Below are 14,937 nucleotides of genomic sequence, written 5' to 3'. Positions count from 1 at the left end.
TGTGTTCTACGACGCGAAGTCAATTGCAAACTGCTTTCTTGAACTTGCCGCGGAGTCCGGGCATGAGAGAAACGGCGCAAGGAATGAAAACGGCTGATATTCCGTTTGCGCTGATAGCCGATCATTTTCGTCCCATGGCGGAGGCAGTCAGGCAAGGGAGTGCACAATGAGTGTCAGACAGGCAACACCACTGCCCAGCGTGGACGGCAACGGGGCAAGTCCGACAGCCGCTCACATCTTGCCCAAGCCCTCATCGCGCATCCCAACCAGCAGGGCCTGCCCGTTGGCATCGACGCGGAACTCGCCGAACCTGGCCTTGGCGTAGCGCTCGGCCTGCCCTTCCTGGAAGAACCACGCGTCGGTGGAGACCTGTACGGCATTGCCGCCCCAGCGCGATGGCACGTTCTGTACGCGTAGCAGTTGCTCACCGGCAGCCAGCGCTTCGCCCTGGTAAAGACGCACGAAGTGCCCTTCCTGGCTGGCGTCGCGGCGGATCACGATCACCTCCTCCCGCGTCAATCTGGTCTGGTCGTTGCCGTGCGCGACGCGCACTTCGTTGGCGATCGAGAAATTCAAGGCCATGTAGTCGCCCTGCATCAGCGACCTCGGGTCCACGGGCGCCAGGCGCAGGTAGACCACCTCGCCATTGGCCATCAGCCGTTCCTTGCCGATGATGCCGGTCAGCGCGATGCCGATGGTCAACAGCCAGCCCACCACGATCCAGCGTTTCATGCGTTGACCTCCCGGCTCGACATGCGGTGCAGTCCTGCCCGCGCAACCAGCAACAATATGCCGGCCGCAACCAGCGTGGCTGACTTGGCCAGCAGCGTCCACTGCAACGTGCTGTAGTACCAGACAAACCCGATCAGCACCGTGGCTACCGCCATGCCTAGCCACGGCAACGACGCGCGTCGCATGGCCATGGCCAGTGCCAACACACCGGCGGTCACCGCAGGGGCATGGACCATCAATGCGCTGAACGCGATCGTCACCACGAGTATTGCGGCACTGGTTCGCGTCTCGCAATCGAGCCGTTTGCATTCGATCAATGCGAACGCCACCAGCGCGGCGCCGATCAACGCGCCGGCAAGCCAGCCGCCGGGCGCATGCCACGGCGTTGCGGTTCCGAACAGGAGATCGGCTGGATGCGCGAGGCCGGTAACGACCAGCGCGCTGCTCAGCGCGAACACCAGCGTTGCATCGGCTGCCGGCTCCCAAAGCGCATGGCGCGCTGACGCAGCGGGCTTCTCTTCATTGAGGACGAAGACCAGCACCACCGCGAATGCCGCAGCCGCCAACAGCCCCAATGCGACCGGTATCGAGGTCCAGCGTGGCGCCACCAGATTGCCCAGCGCGACGCACGCGGCAATGGCCAGCGCCGTCCATGCACCCAACGCCATCAGGAATCGGTGCAGGCGATCCGGCACCAGTGCAAACAGCAGCATTTCAAGCAGCGCCACGCCCAGCCAGAACGACGCTGTTTCAAGAAACCGGCTGAAGCCAAGCGTCTCGCCAATGCCACCGATCAGCATGCCCTGTCCGCCCAGACTCAGCGCCAGTGCAAACTGCCCCAGCGCGATGCGCCCGCCCTCCTTTGCCGTGATGCGATATAGCGCGATGGCAATGCCGATCATCACCACGCCTGTCAGCGCCATCGCGACACCATTGCCGCGCGCGGTAGCGAACACGGTGCCAACCAGAAACAACTGGAAGAACAGTGCGCCAAGCCATCCCGCCCCACCCATCAGCAAGCGGATTGGCCATGGCGTCCGCAGCGCGGCAGTGTAGTCACCTTGCACCGCGCCGCGTGCGGCCAGTTGTTGCCAGAGCGAGCGCTCGACTTGATCGTGGTTCATGCCGCGCTCCCCGTTGTAGCGCGCCAGGCGCGCAGCAGCCATGTGGCAGCCGCCACGGCCAGCCCGATGGTAAGCAGGGCCAGCAGCAGGAATGCACCGAAGTCACCGTGGAAATCCACCAGCCAACGCCCCACTGCGGCAATGATGACGCCGATGCCGGTCAGGCATACGAGACTCAACACCACGATATCGAACGCGCGCCAGCGGAACCATGCACCGAGGCCGAGCAGCGCCGCGGCACTGGCCAACAACGCCAGCGGCTCGACCCGATCGGTCAATACGCTCATCATCCCGAGCCATCCCGCATAGCCGCAGGCCAGCACGCCAATCAGGCGCGGGCCGGTCATGCCCCGGAAGCCCCAACGGCTGGCGCGTGCGGCCAACACATGCCAGACCGCCAACTGGATCACCGAGGCGCCGAGCAGGAACAACATCGTTTCACGGGCCTGCCGGGCCGAGAACAGCAATTCGAACATGCCACCGATGCCCAGCCGTACGCTGCAGTAGCGCAGCAAGGCAACGTTGCCCACTACCAGCACGATCCACCAATGCGGCGCCGCACGCGCAGCCAATGCCCATGGCATCGCCAGCAAGGTCCAGAGCGCGAACAATTGCCACGCATCGGCACCGGTCTGGTACGTCTGGCCGATCACGGCCAGCAGCACCCCCGATACGATCTGTGCGCCAGCCAGCGCGGCCCCGCCAGCCATGTCGCCCGCGGAACGCAGCGCGGCGAAGCCTGCCAGCAGCGTCAGCAGTCCCGCGAGCAATCCGAACTTGGTGAACTTGTGAAGCTCCGCCCAGTTGAAGGCGAAGAAGACGATGACACCGGCACAGAGCAGTGCGGTGCCCAGGATCAACAATGCGCGATCAAGCCAGTGGTGCCAGTTACCACGGTCAGGGCGCGTTGACTCCCAGGCAGCCAGCAAGTCATCGGCACCCAGGCGGCCTTGCGCGCGCCAGTCGGCCAGCGACTGCTGGATGGCGCGGCGATTCGAAAAGGATTCCAAGCGGAGGTCCCCCTGAGAGTCGGCATGGACTGCAATGTAGCAAAGCGGCCTGCCGAAGTCTCGCAGGCGTCGCATGACGGTACTGCTTTGGCGCAGCCTTACTGCTTTCCACCCGGCGAGGTCATCGGTATGCTTGGCGCCGGTTTCCATTCCTGCGCCTGCCCCCTGGCCCCCAAGCACCATGACCCTAGGCATCCTTGCCGCCCTGCACGATGAAGTGGACGGGCTGATCAGCGCGATGCGCCACGAAGACGCGCGCGCCACCCGGCAAACCATCGGCATGCGCGACTACTACAGCGGCACGCTGCACGGCCAACCCGTGGTGCTGGTACTGGCGCGCGTGGGCAAGGTGGCGGCGGCGGCCACCACGGTGACGCTGATCCGCGAGTTTGGCGTGGACGAAATCGTGTTCACCGGGTTGGCCGGCGGCGTGGGGGCCGGGGTCAAGGTCGGCGATATCGTGGTGGCCGACCGCACCGTCCAGCACGACCTCGATGCGCGGCCGCTATTTCCGCGCCACGAGGTTCCCCTGCTGGACCAAGCGGAATTCCCGGCCGATCCCACCCTTACCGCGGCATTGCGTGGCGCGGCCGAGGGTTTCCTGCGTGACGACCTGGCGACCGAGGTTCCGGATGGCGTGCTGGCGCGTTTTGGCGTGCATCAGCCGCGCCTGCATGTCGGAATGATTGCCAGCGGCGACCAGTTCATCAACGCGCCGTCGGCGGTACAAGCGCTGCGCGAAGCCTTGCCGACGCTACAGGCCGTGGAGATGGAAGGCGCCGCGCTGGCGCAGATCTGCTACGAGTATGGGGTGCCGTATGCGCTGATGCGCACGGTGTCGGACCGTGCCGACGATACCGCGCATGTCGATTTTTCGTCGTTTTTGCGCGACGTGGCCAGCCACTATTCGAGTGCCATCCTGCGCCGATTCCTTGACGCCAGGGCCTGAATCACCACGCAGACGGTCACCAATTCCTGACTTTTTTGTCGTTACTGAAGTTACCGGCGCGGGCGCGCCACGCCCCAGATGCCCACCAGCAACGCGGCCCCGACGATGGCGGCGCCCCAGCCAAGCAGCTGTCCATCCGTGAACAGATGCGCCGCGCGACCGGCATAGAACGCCAGCATGGCGCCCACAATGCCCAGTAATAGCGCGGCCGGCACGGTGACCACGCGCCCCGCCGGATGCAACAGGCCACCCGCCAGGCCCACGACCGCTCCCACTACCACCAAGCCGAACATAAACCGCTCCTGTGTCCTTTGGACCACTTTGATATGACCACCGCGTAACAATACTGCAGTTGGAACAAAACACCCCGGTCCCCTGCAACTTTGGCGCCCGGCGGTATAATAGCCAGCGCTTCCGGCACCGATCCGGATGGCAACGAACCCCACAAATGCAACTGCTCGCGATCGGCATCAATCACACAACGGCACCCGTCTCGCTGCGCGAGCGTGTGGCGTTTCCGCTTGAGCAGATCAAACCCGCGCTTGGCACGCTGCGTACCCATCTGGCTGGTCGCAACGGTACCGAGGCCGCCATTCTTTCCACCTGCAACCGCACCGAAATCTACTGCGCCACCGATGTGCTGCAGCCGGGGCAGGATGGTTTCGAGCACACGTTGCGCTGGCTAGCCCAGCATCACAACGTGCCCGCCGGCGAGCTGGCCCCGCATTTGTATGCCCTGCCCCAGTCCGAAGCCGTGCGTCACGCGTTCCGCGTGGCCAGCGGACTCGATTCGATGGTGCTCGGCGAAACCCAGATTCTTGGACAGTTGAAGGATGCGGTGCGCACCGCTGGCGAAGCTGGCGCGTTGGGCACCTACCTGAACCAGCTGTTCCAGCGCACCTTCGCGGTGGCCAAGGAAGTACGCGGCCAGACCGAGATCGGTGCGCATTCCGTATCGATGGCTGCCGCCGCGGTGCGTCTGGCGCAACGGATTTTCGAAAGCGTGTCGACGCAGCGCGTGCTGTTTATCGGCGCCGGTGAAATGATCGAGCTGTGCGCCACGCACTTCGCCGCGCAGCAGCCGCGCCAGATCGTGGTGGCCAACCGTACCGTCGAACGCGGCGAGAAGCTGGCCGAACAGCTGGCCGAACAGGGCCTGACCACGCAGGCCATCCGCCTGCAGGACCTGGGCGAGCGGCTGCATGAATTCGATATCGTGGTGTCCTGCACCGCGAGTTCGCTGCCGATCATTGGCCTTGGTGCCGTGGAGCGCGCGGTCAAGCGCCGCAAGCATCGGCCGATCATGATGGTCGACCTGGCCGTGCCGCGCGATGTGGAACCCGAGGTCGCGCGCCTGAACGACGTGTTCCTGTACACGGTCGACGATCTCGGCGCGGTGGTCCGCGAAGGCAACGCGTTGCGCCAGGCTGCCGTGGCGCAAGCCGAGGCGATCATCGAGTCGCGCGTGCAGAATTTCATGCACTGGCTCGAAACACGCAGCGTGGTGCCGGTCATCCGCGACCTGCAGTCCGCCGGCGAAGCCATCCGCCAGGCTGAACTGGAACGCGCGCGCCGCATGCTGGCGCGCGGCGACGATCCCACCGCGGTGCTCGAAGCCCTGTCTGGCGCCCTGACCCGCAAGTTCCTGCACGGCCCGACCCACGCACTGAACCACACCCAGGGCGAAGACCGCGAGGCGCTGCTGCGCCTGGTACCGGGTCTGTTCCGCCACAGCAGCCACTCCGAACGCTAGCCGCGTTCGCGCACCCGCGTCGGCGCGAGCGTGCGCCGGCGATGCCTCCGGCATTGAACTGCCGATCCCGCGCAACCCACCGCGTTGCGCCCCGAGACCCCGAATCCCGCTACCGATGAAAGCCAGCATGCTCAACAAGCTCGACCAACTGGCCGAGCGACTCGACGAAGTCAATGCCCTGCTTGCGCACGAAAACGCCACGGCAGACATCAACCAGTACCGCAAGCTGTCGCGCGAACATGCCGAGCTGTCGCCGGTGGCCGAGCAATACGGCCAGTATCGGCAGGCACAGGACGACCTGGCCACGGCCCAGGCGCTGCTCGACGATCCGGAAATGAAGGAGTTTGCCGCCGACGAAATCGACGCGGCGCGCACGCGTCTGGAATCGCTTGAGAAAAGCCTGCAGACGCTGCTGCTACCCAAGGATCCCAACGACGACCGCAACCTGCTGCTTGAAATCCGCGCTGGCGCCGGTGGCGAGGAAAGCGCGCTGTTCGCGGCCGACCTGCTGCGCATGTACACGCGCTACGCCGAGCGTCAGCGCTGGCAGGTGGAAATCATGAGCGAATCCGAGTCGGACCTGGGCGGCTACAAGGAAGTGATCGTGCGTATCGCCGGCGATGCCGCCTTTTCGAAGCTCAAGTTCGAATCGGGCGGCCACCGCGTGCAGCGGGTGCCGGCCACCGAAGCGCAGGGTCGCATCCACACTTCGGCCTGCACGGTCGCCGTGATGCCCGAAGCCGATGAAGTGGGCGAAGTCGAGATCAATCCGTCCGACCTGCGCGTCGACACGTTCCGCGCCTCGGGCGCCGGTGGCCAGCACGTGAACAAGACCGACTCGGCGGTGCGCCTGACCCACCTGCCTACCGGCATCGTGGTGGAATGCCAGGACGACCGCAGCCAGCATCGCAACAAGGAAAAGGCCATGAAGGTGCTGGCCGCGCGCATCAAGGACATGCAGTTGCGCGCCGCACAGGCCAAGGAAGCCAGCACGCGCCGCAACCTGATTGGCACGGGCGACCGTAGCGACCGGATCCGCACCTACAATTTCCCGCAAGGCCGGGTGACCGATCACCGCATCAACCTGACCCTCTACAAGATCGACATGATCATGGATGGCGACATGGACGAACTGGTCTCCTCACTGGCCGCCGAGCACCAGGCAGACCAGCTGGCAGCGCTTGGCGACGACGCCTGAAGCTTTGTAACCGAGGTAAATGCTTGCAACAGCACTAGCTTGTAAGAATGCGCTGTCTATAATCGATTTCGACCAGACCACCCCGATACGTCACTTTTCAGGCCAAGGCTGAGGGGGTATCGAAGTCTGGATGGATGTCACTCCTCCAACAGATACTCAAGGATGAAATCATGAAAAAACTGCTCGCCGTTCTGATGATTGCCGCTGCCGTTACCGCCTGCAGCAAGAAGGAAGAAGCACCGGCCACCAACGCCGACAGCGCCATGCAAAACGCTGCCGAGTCGGCCAAGGCCGCCGCCAGCGACGCCGCTGCCGCTGCCGCGAACGCTGCCGACGCCGCCAAGGCTGCCGCCAGCGGTGCAGCCGCCGATGTGTCCGCCGCCGCCGACAAGGCCAAGGTGGATGCGGGCAATGCCATGGCCAACGCCAAGGAAGCCGCCAAGGACGCCGTCAACACGACCGCCGACAAGGCCAAGGACGCCGTCAACAAGTAATAGCCCTACGCGGACAGACGCCGAAGGCAGGCCGAAATCGGCTTACACTAGCCGTCTGTTGCGAAGCAGCGCCAGGAAACCCCGTCGAGCCGACGCCCGACGGGGTTTTTTGCAAGCGCGCTTCCGGTATTTCCAAGACGTACTGCAATGTCATCGACTGCACCGGGCACCATGCCGCCCGATCCCACGCTGCGCGAAGCGCTGACCCTTGCGGCCATGGCGGGCCTGCCACCATTGGAGGCCCGCATGCTGCTGTCCCACGTGACCGGGTTCACGCGCACCCAGCTGATCACGCGTGACCACGAACACCTCAACACGGCACAGCGTGATGCATTTTCCACATTACTGGCACGGCGGCTGGCCGGCGAGCCAATGGCCTACCTGCTCGGCGAGCGCGAGTTCTTCGGACGCACATTCCGCGTTACACCCGACGTACTGATTCCGCGCCCCGACACCGAAGTGGCCGCCGAAGCGTCGCTGACGCGGCTGGCCGGAATCCATAACCCGCGTGTACTGGACATGGGTACCGGATCGGGCATCCTGGCCGTGACGATTGCGCGCGAGCGGCCCGATGCCGAGGTCTGGGCCACCGATATTTCCCCTGGCGCGCTGATGGTGGCGCAGGACAATGCCCGCGCGCTGCAGGCCGACAATATCCGCTTCATGGTGTCGGACTGGTATCAGGCCCTGCCCGACGGCCTGCGTTTTCACCTGGTCGTGAGCAATCCGCCCTACATTGCCGAGGGCGATCCGCACCTGGTGGAAGGTGATCTGCGTTTCGAACCGATCGACGCGCTGACCGATCACGACGATGGCCTGTCGGACCTTGCAGCCATCGTGGCCGGCGCGACCGGCCGCCTGCTGCCCGGCGGCTGGCTGCTGATGGAGCACGGCTACGACCAGGGCTACGCCACCCGGCATCTGTTGACCGGCGCCGGCTTTGCCGAGGTGTTCACCGCACGCGACCTGGGCGGTAACGAACGTTGCAGCGGGGGCCGGCTGCCAGATTGATACACGTCAAATCGGCCCCATCTGAAGCAATGACGCGATTCCGGTAAAATCCGGACCATTCCCCCATTTCAGCGATGCCGGCCTGGCATCGCGCGCAACCGGAACGTTTTCATCATGAGTGACGTACAACAGAAGATCGACCAGATCGTGAAGGGCAGCCCCGTGGTCCTGTTCATGAAGGGCACCGCCCAGTTTCCGATGTGCGGCTTTTCGGGTCGTGCAATCCAGATCCTGAAGGCCTGCGGCGTCGATGCACCGACCACGGTCAATGTGCTCGAAGACGACGGCATCCGCCAGGGCATCAAGGAATACGCCAACTGGCCGACCATTCCGCAGCTCTACGTCAACGGCGAATTCGTCGGCGGCTCGGACATCATGATGGAGATGTACCAGAACGGCGAACTGCAATCGCTGCTCAAGGCCTGAGCCTGAGCTCGACCATGCCTGTGCAGAATGGCGGCGTGCCGCAACGGCTGATCGTCGCCATCACGGGCGCTACCGGCGCCATCTACGGCGTGCGGATCCTGCAGGTGCTGCAAAACGTGAGCGGTGTGGAAACACACCTGCTGATGTCGCCTGCGGGCGTTATGAACCTGCAGCACGAACTCGATATTGGCCGCGCCGACGTGGAAGCGCTGGCCGACGTCGTGCACAACGTGCGCGATATCGGCGCAACCATTGCGAGCGGCTCGTTTCGCGCCAACGCCATGATCGTGGCCCCGTGTTCGATGCGAACGCTGGCGGCCGTAGCCCACGGTCTATCCGACAACCTGATCACGCGCGCGGCCGATGTCACGCTCAAGGAACGGCGCAAGCTTGTGCTGATGGTGCGGGAAACTCCGCTGAATCTGGCTCACCTGCGCAACATGACAGCCGTGACCGAAATGGGCGGCATCGTGTTCCCGCCTGTGCCGGGCTTCTACCAGAAGCCACAGACCATCGCCGAACTGGTCGACCATACGGTAGGCCGCGTGCTGGATCTGGTGGATCTACGCGAGGTGGGTGAAACGCTGGCACCTGGGTGGGGCGGTTTGAAAAACTCCCCTCTCCCGTGAAACGGGAGAGGGGCAGGGGGGGAGGGCCAGCAGTTCAAACTGCGTTATCGCCAGCTTGATACGCCTGCCCTCTCCCCCACCCCTCTCCCGCGCGCGGGAGAGGGGAGCCTGCTTCATGCGTTCTCGTTTTTACCAGTGCCGGTAGCGGCGGCCGTAGTAACCACCGCCGTAGTAACCACCACCGTAGTAGCCATAGGGTCGCACCACCACGGCCGGCGGGCCGACGTACACCGGCGCGGGCGCCACTGCCACGGGAGCTGGTGCCACCGCGGGACCGTACGGCGTGGGATAGACCGCGCAGCCGCCAAGCATCGCCGCGCCAGATACTGCCAAGCCCAACAACACCAGTTTCGATTTCATTTTGACGTCCTTAATGTCACAGGCATCGCGACACGGCAATGCACTGCCCTTAAGAACGTTATACGGGTGGCTTTGGTAATACAGCGTCAAGGCGCTGTAACCATTGTTACGATTCGCAACGTCTGTGCGAACGTAAGTGCCGCCCTTAGATATCGAAACGGATCCCCTGGGCCAGCGGCAACGTGTCTCCATAGTTGATCGTATTGGTGGCCCTCCGCATGTATCCCTTCCAGGCATCGGAGCCCGATTCGCGCCCGCCACCGGTTGCCTTTTCTCCGCCAAATGCCCCGCCTATCTCCGCGCCGCTGGTGCCGATATTGACGTTGGCGATGCCACAGTCGCTGCCCGCGGCGGACACGAACAGTTCGGCCTCGCGCAACGATTCCGTGAAGATGCACGACGACAGGCCGTGTGAAGCGGCGTTGTTCAGCGCGATGGCTTCATCGAGCGATGTGTATGGCATCAGGTAGAGGATTGGCGCAAAGGTCTCGGTCAGCATCGTGTCGTGCTGGGTGTCGGTCAGCACCAGCGCCGGCCGCACGTAGCTGGCATGCGGGAACCGATCGGCAAGCAGCCGTTCGCCGCCATGCACGACATTGCCTTGCGCGCGGCAACTGGCCAGTGCATTGGCCATCGAATCGCCGGCGGCGGCATCGATCAACGGACCGACCAGCGTACCTTCCTGCAGCGGATCGCCCACCGGCAGCCGTGCATAAACGCGGCGCAGATGCTGCGTCACGCTCTCGATCAAATCCACATGGACGAACGCGCGCCGCAGCGTGGTGCAGCGTTGCCCCGCGGTGCCCGCCGCGGCAAACGTCATGGCCCGGATCGTCAGTTCCAGATTGGCCGAGGGCGCCACGATGGCCGCATTGTTGCCACCGAGCTCCAGGATCGCGCGCTTGAAATGCGCGGCGCAGGCCATGCCCACTTCGCGCCCCATGCGCGTGGAACCGGTGGCACTCATCAGCCGGACCGACGGGTGTTGCACCAGCGACTGGCCAAGCTGACGCCCGCCGGTCAGCACGCAGCAGAGGCCCGCGAACTGCGGCGCATGTTGATCGATCACGCGATCGAGCAGCCCTTGCACGGCCAGCGCACAGAGCGGGGTCTTCTCCGACGGCTTCCACACCACGCCATTGCCGCACACCAGCGCCAGCGCCGCGTTCCATGCCCAGACCGCTACCGGGAAATTGAACGCCGAGATCACGCCACACAGTCCGTACGGATGCCAGGTCTCGCGCATGGCATGCGACGGCCGCTCGGAGGCAATGGTCAAGCCATGCAACTGCCGCGACAAACCCACCGCGAAGTCGCAGATGTCGATCATCTCCTGCACTTCGCCCAGGCCTTCCTGCAGGATCTTGCCCGCTTCCAGCGCCACCAGCCTGCCCAACGCCGGCTTGTGCGTGCGCAACACCTCCCCGAAACGCCTGACCACTTCGCCACGCGCCGGCGCGGGGGTCAGTGCCCAAAGGCTCTGCGCCGCATGGGCGCGTGCAATGCGCGCGTCGGCATCGGCGGGCGCGCATACCGGTAGCTGGCCGAACACCTCGCCATCGATCGGTGAACGCACGGCCAGCGTGCCCGGCGCGGCCTGGGTGGTTGCAGCCCAAGGCGGCGGCAGGCCCAGGGCCTGCCAGCAACTGGTGAACTCTTGCGCTTTCATGCGAGCGTCTCCTGTAGTGGGTGTCGCGCATAGTGCTGGCCAAAGCGGTTGGACAGGAAGCGCTCCAGCGGCATGGCTTCCTGACGCACAAAACCGGCCTGCGGCAAGACACCCGTGGCCACCAGGTCCAGCGCGGTACAGATGCCGGCGGCCGTGGTCAGCTGGATGGCATTGACATGGCCGATGCCGGCGAAATTCTCCATGCCCCCGATGCGCGTGGAAAACGACGCCTGCGTCAGCGGCCCGCGCCGTCCCTCTCCTTTTACACCCGGCGGATGACCGGTGGCGCTGGCGAACACGATCACCACGTCCTGCTCGGTTACCGGGATTGCATGTTCGAAGATATCGCGCAGCCAGTCGCGCCGTTCGCGCATACGCAGGTCGTTCAGCAGCAGCTTCATCTGGGCACAGTGACCGGGATACCGGATCGACTTGTAGTCGACCTGGCGCGCTCGCCCGGCCAGCGTGTCGGGCAATGTGCCAAGGCCTCCCGAAGTATTAAACGCCTCGTACTCCACGCCGTCCAGTGCAAAGGTTTCATGCCCCTCCAGCGCGGGCAACTCCACGCGGCGCCCGTCAACAATGGCTTCGCAAGGGTTGCAGTATTCATTGATCAGCCCCTCGGTGCTCCATGTGAGGTTGTACTTGAGCGCATTGCTTGGATAACGCGGCAGCGCGCCCACGCGCATGCGCAGGTCAAGCAGATCGCCGCCACCCCGCAGGAAGCGCTGCGCGAGATCGTGGCCCACTACGCCGATAAAGCCGGGCGCCAGGCCGCACTGCGGCATCAGCACCGAGCGCGCGCCGTTGGCCAGCGTCTGGATGGCATGGGTGGCAGCCACATCCTCGGTCAGGTCGAAGTAATGCACGCCAAGCCGCGCGGCCACGGTGGCCACATGGATGGCCGCATGGAACGGCAACGCATTGAGCACCGCGTCGGCACCGGCCAGCAGTGCCGCGCAGGTACCTGGTTCAGTCGGATCCCCGGCGCGTACGGCGATACTGCGCGGCAGGCCATCGAGCCGGTGCGCGTCATGATCGACCAGGCAAACGCGGTAGTCGCCGCTGTCGGCGAGCATCGTGGCAATCACGCGTCCGATCTTGCCCGCGCCAAGGACGACCACTGAAAGCGGACGCGGGGCGAGCGTCAGGTCACGCACGGTGGCGGGTCCCAGCGTGGAGGGTTGCATGGTGAACTCCGTCAGAAACAGATTGGGGATGTCTTAAGTATGGGCAGCCGCACGCACGTTTTGTAGCGACAAGATTGACGAAAGCCCTGCATAATCGGACATATCGACAAGCTAATCTGACGATTCGTCAGGACATGACCATGGCCGACCTCGACCAGACCGACCGGCATCTGCTGGCCCTGCTACAGGGCAACGCACGCGAAAGCGCGGCCAACCTGTCGCGCACCCTAGGTATCGCACGCACTACCGTGGTGGCACGCATCGCGCGCCTGGAGCGAACCGGCGTGATCGCCGGCTATGGCGTACGGCTGGGCAGCGAGATGGAGGACAACGCCATCCTGGCGTTTTGTGGCCTGTCGGTTCAGCCCAAGGCAGCACCGACGGTGGTGCGCGCGCTGCAGCGCTTGCCCGAGGTGGAGGAACTGAACTCGGTCAGCGGCCCGGTCGACTATATGGCCGTGATCCGTTGCGACACCCATGCGCGACTGGACAAGCTGCTCGATGAAATCGGCATGCTCGATGGCGTGAACCACACCACGACATCGATCGTGCTGGCACGCAAGATCGATCGGCGCCGAGCAGCCGGCTAGGCGGTTGCATTCTCCCCTCTCCCGCACGCGGGAGAGGGGCCGGGGGAGAGGGCAAGCGCGTGATCCGCGAGCGCGCTATGCTTGCCATCCTCAATATCCAACTCAGTATCCAGATCAGGAGTTCACGATGAGCCAGAACATTCGCGTTGCCGTAGGTGGCGTCACAGGCTGGGCCGGTGGCGAACTGGCGCGTGGCGTGGCGCACGCTGCCGACATGACACTGGTTGCCGGGCTCTCGCGCGGCGCGGCAGGGCAGACCCTGGCCAGCCTGACCGGCCACAAGGACACCCCGGGCGTGGCCGCCGCCAGCATCGAGGAGCTGGGCCAGACCCCGTACGACGTGTATGTCGAATACACCAAGCCAGTGATTGCCAAGCACAATATCCTGCAGGCGCTGGCACATGGCGCGCATGTGGTGGTGGGTACCTCGGGACTGTCAGACGAAGACTATGCGGAGATCGATGCCGCTGCACGCAAGGCTGACCGTGGCGTGCTGGCGTGCGGCAACTTTGCGATCACCGTGGTGCTGCTGCAGAAGTTTGCCGAAATGGCCGCGCGCCATCTCGACCACTGGGAAATCATCGACTACGCCAAGGCCGGCAAGGTCGACGTGCCATCAGGCACGGTGCGCGAACTGGCGTACCGGCTTGGCCAGGTCAAGCAGGCCACGCAGGCCGTACCGGTGGACCAGGTCAACGGCCCGCGCGAAACGCGCGGCGCGACGATGTCGGGCACGCAGGTGCACGCGGTGCGGCTGCCCGGGTATCAACTGGGTGTCGAGGTGATTTTTGGCGCCGATGGCCAGCGCCTGCACCTCAAGCATGAAGCTGGCGACGGCTCCAAGCCGTATGTGTCGGGCGCGCTGCTGGCCATCCGCAAGGTCCACACACTGCGCGGCGTGGTGCGTGGGCTGGACAAGGTGATGGAGGGGCTCTAAGCAGTTCAAGCCCCTGCCTCCAGCGCCTTACCAACTGCCGGGATTGACCGGCTTGGCGGGCGCCTTCTTCTCGGCTTTCTCTTTTTCGGCTTTCTCGGCTTTTTCCGCCTTCTCTGCCTTGTCGGTCTTCTCGCCCTTCTTTGCGGCGGCGGCCGACGCCGGCGGCGGTGCCAGCGACTTCTCCACCTCGGCGTCGCGATTGGCCATCAGTGCGCGCGCCTGCGGCAGCAGCAGTTCGATCGTGCCTTCACTGGGATCTTCCGGAATTGCATAAAGCTCAACGGTCAGCGGCTTGCGCATCCAGCCGGCGTGAATGGTCTTCACGCCCTTGCCAGCCTTGTCTTTCATATCCACCATTTCCTGGCGGAATGGCTTGCCATAGCGTGCGTTGAGCGCCTGTGCCGCGGAATCCTGCGAGCGGATGCCGTCGGTTGGCACGATCAGTCCCACCAGTGCATTGCCGTCCACCAGCGCCACCAGGCGCGGGCCATCCATGAATGTGGGACGCTTGTCGCGAGGCACGCCAACCTGGCGCATCACACCATCGCCGCGCAGTTCCACACAGTACGCGGTGACATCCTTGCCATCGGGCGTCCGGTGATCGGCGCAGTCAGGCAGGCCCGGTAGCGGACTGCCAATCTCGAGCGTGTCGAGCATCGTCGAGAACTGGTCCTTGCCGTCGATGATCGCAGCAGCGGTGGCATTGGCTTTGGCATTGGACTGCACCGCCGGTGCAGCGTGGGCGACAGCAGTCGCCAGCAGGGCGGCAGCGGCCAGCCCGGCAAAAGGAAATCTCAAAACACACTCCTGAAAACGGCTCCGCATTGGAGCCCGCTCCGTGCCGAGGGTTCCTGCCGGGTAGGCG

General features: G+C 64.6%; 17 protein-coding genes. 9 read left to right on the top strand and 8 right to left on the bottom strand.

From position 1 onward, the window contains the following. Positions 1–231 precede the first annotated feature (231 nt). The 3 genes from ACO550_RS33470 to ACO550_RS33460 are packed head-to-tail and all read right to left on the bottom strand — an operon-like array spanning position 232 to position 2,866. Positions 232–732, bottom strand: coding sequence for a GDYXXLXY domain-containing protein (locus ACO550_RS33470; protein WP_315596834.1), 501 nt, complete (start codon positions 730–732; stop codon positions 232–234). Continuing rightward, positions 729–1,856: a DUF4401 domain-containing protein gene (locus tag ACO550_RS33465; RefSeq protein ID WP_315596833.1), complete on the bottom strand. Its 1,128-nt coding sequence runs from the start codon at positions 1,854–1,856 to the stop codon at positions 729–731. Before ACO550_RS33465 ends, ACO550_RS33470 begins: the two co-directional genes overlap by 4 nt. Beyond that, entirely contained in the window at positions 1,853–2,866 is a 1,014-nt protein-coding gene (locus ACO550_RS33460; protein WP_315596832.1) for a DUF2157 domain-containing protein, read from the bottom strand. Before ACO550_RS33460 ends, ACO550_RS33465 begins: the two co-directional genes overlap by 4 nt. Positions 2,867–3,047: 181 nt before the next feature. Between ACO550_RS33460 and ACO550_RS33455 the strand changes: the two genes are divergently transcribed. Next, positions 3,048–3,815: a 5'-methylthioadenosine/adenosylhomocysteine nucleosidase gene (locus ACO550_RS33455; protein ID WP_315596831.1), complete on the top strand. Its 768-nt coding sequence runs from the start codon at positions 3,048–3,050 to the stop codon at positions 3,813–3,815. A 50-nt stretch (positions 3,816–3,865) separates the two neighbouring features. On the opposite strand, the gene ACO550_RS33450 is transcribed toward ACO550_RS33455, so the two are convergent. Then, a complete protein-coding gene (locus ACO550_RS33450) occupies positions 3,866–4,108 on the bottom strand; it encodes a hypothetical protein (RefSeq protein ID WP_315596830.1) in 243 nt (80 codons plus the stop codon). Between the two features lie 155 nt (positions 4,109–4,263). Between ACO550_RS33450 and hemA the strand changes: the two genes are divergently transcribed. The 6 genes from hemA to ACO550_RS33420 all read left to right on the top strand — a co-directional run bounded on the left by hemA (position 4,264) and on the right by ACO550_RS33420 (position 9,326). Beyond that, positions 4,264–5,568 carry a glutamyl-tRNA reductase gene (hemA, locus tag ACO550_RS33445; protein WP_315596829.1) on the top strand — a complete coding sequence of 435 codons (1,305 nt, stop codon included), beginning with the start codon at positions 4,264–4,266 and terminating at the stop codon, positions 5,566–5,568. Between the two features lie 115 nt (positions 5,569–5,683). Beyond that, positions 5,684–6,766: a peptide chain release factor 1 gene (gene prfA / locus ACO550_RS33440; protein ID WP_315596828.1), complete on the top strand. Its 1,083-nt coding sequence runs from the start codon at positions 5,684–5,686 to the stop codon at positions 6,764–6,766. A gap of 170 nt (positions 6,767–6,936) precedes the next feature. Further along, positions 6,937–7,260, top strand: coding sequence for a hypothetical protein (locus ACO550_RS33435; RefSeq protein WP_315596827.1), 324 nt, complete (start codon positions 6,937–6,939; stop codon positions 7,258–7,260). Positions 7,261–7,407: 147 nt separating this feature from the next. After that, complete coding sequence (gene prmC / locus ACO550_RS33430; RefSeq protein WP_315596826.1) at positions 7,408–8,271, top strand: peptide chain release factor N(5)-glutamine methyltransferase; 864 nt, start codon at positions 7,408–7,410, stop codon at positions 8,269–8,271. 114 nt (positions 8,272–8,385) lie between these two features. Further along, the gene (grxD, locus tag ACO550_RS33425) at positions 8,386–8,697 is read left to right on the top strand and encodes a Grx4 family monothiol glutaredoxin (protein ID WP_061953372.1); all 312 of its coding nucleotides are present in this window, start codon (positions 8,386–8,388) and stop codon (positions 8,695–8,697) included. Positions 8,698–8,711: 14 nt separating this feature from the next. Next, the gene (locus tag ACO550_RS33420; RefSeq protein ID WP_315596825.1) at positions 8,712–9,326 is read left to right on the top strand and encodes a UbiX family flavin prenyltransferase; all 615 of its coding nucleotides are present in this window, start codon (positions 8,712–8,714) and stop codon (positions 9,324–9,326) included. A 129-nt stretch (positions 9,327–9,455) separates the two neighbouring features. On the opposite strand, the gene ACO550_RS33415 is transcribed toward ACO550_RS33420, so the two are convergent. The 3 genes from ACO550_RS33415 to ACO550_RS33405 all read right to left on the bottom strand — a co-directional run bounded on the left by ACO550_RS33415 (position 9,456) and on the right by ACO550_RS33405 (position 12,545). Beyond that, entirely contained in the window at positions 9,456–9,686 is a 231-nt protein-coding gene (locus ACO550_RS33415) for a hypothetical protein (protein ID WP_315596824.1), read from the bottom strand. 145 nt (positions 9,687–9,831) lie between these two features. After that, on the bottom strand, positions 9,832–11,355 hold the full coding sequence (gene amaB / locus ACO550_RS33410) for an L-piperidine-6-carboxylate dehydrogenase (protein ID WP_315596823.1): 1,524 nt from the start codon (positions 11,353–11,355) through the stop codon (positions 9,832–9,834). Next, a complete protein-coding gene (locus ACO550_RS33405; RefSeq protein WP_315596822.1) occupies positions 11,352–12,545 on the bottom strand; it encodes a saccharopine dehydrogenase family protein in 1,194 nt (397 codons plus the stop codon). The genes amaB and ACO550_RS33405 overlap by 4 nt, the downstream gene beginning before the upstream one ends. Before the next feature lie 140 nt (positions 12,546–12,685). On the opposite strand from ACO550_RS33405, the gene ACO550_RS33400 reads away from it, so the two are divergent. Then, complete coding sequence (locus ACO550_RS33400) at positions 12,686–13,135, top strand: Lrp/AsnC ligand binding domain-containing protein (RefSeq protein WP_315596821.1); 450 nt, start codon at positions 12,686–12,688, stop codon at positions 13,133–13,135. A 127-nt stretch (positions 13,136–13,262) separates the two neighbouring features. After that, positions 13,263–14,072, top strand: coding sequence for a 4-hydroxy-tetrahydrodipicolinate reductase (dapB, locus tag ACO550_RS33395; protein WP_315596820.1), 810 nt, complete (start codon positions 13,263–13,265; stop codon positions 14,070–14,072). 27 nt (positions 14,073–14,099) lie between these two features. On the opposite strand, the gene ACO550_RS33390 is transcribed toward dapB, so the two are convergent. Beyond that, positions 14,100–14,870 (bottom strand): hypothetical protein, encoded by a 771-nt coding sequence (locus ACO550_RS33390; RefSeq protein ID WP_315596819.1) that lies wholly within the window; start codon positions 14,868–14,870, stop codon positions 14,100–14,102. Positions 14,871–14,937 lie beyond the last annotated feature (67 nt).

The sequence above is a fragment of the Cupriavidus sp. genome (assembly GCF_057315035.1).
The sequence above is the reverse complement of the archived record's forward strand: the minus strand, read 5'-3'. Positions and strand labels throughout refer to the sequence as shown.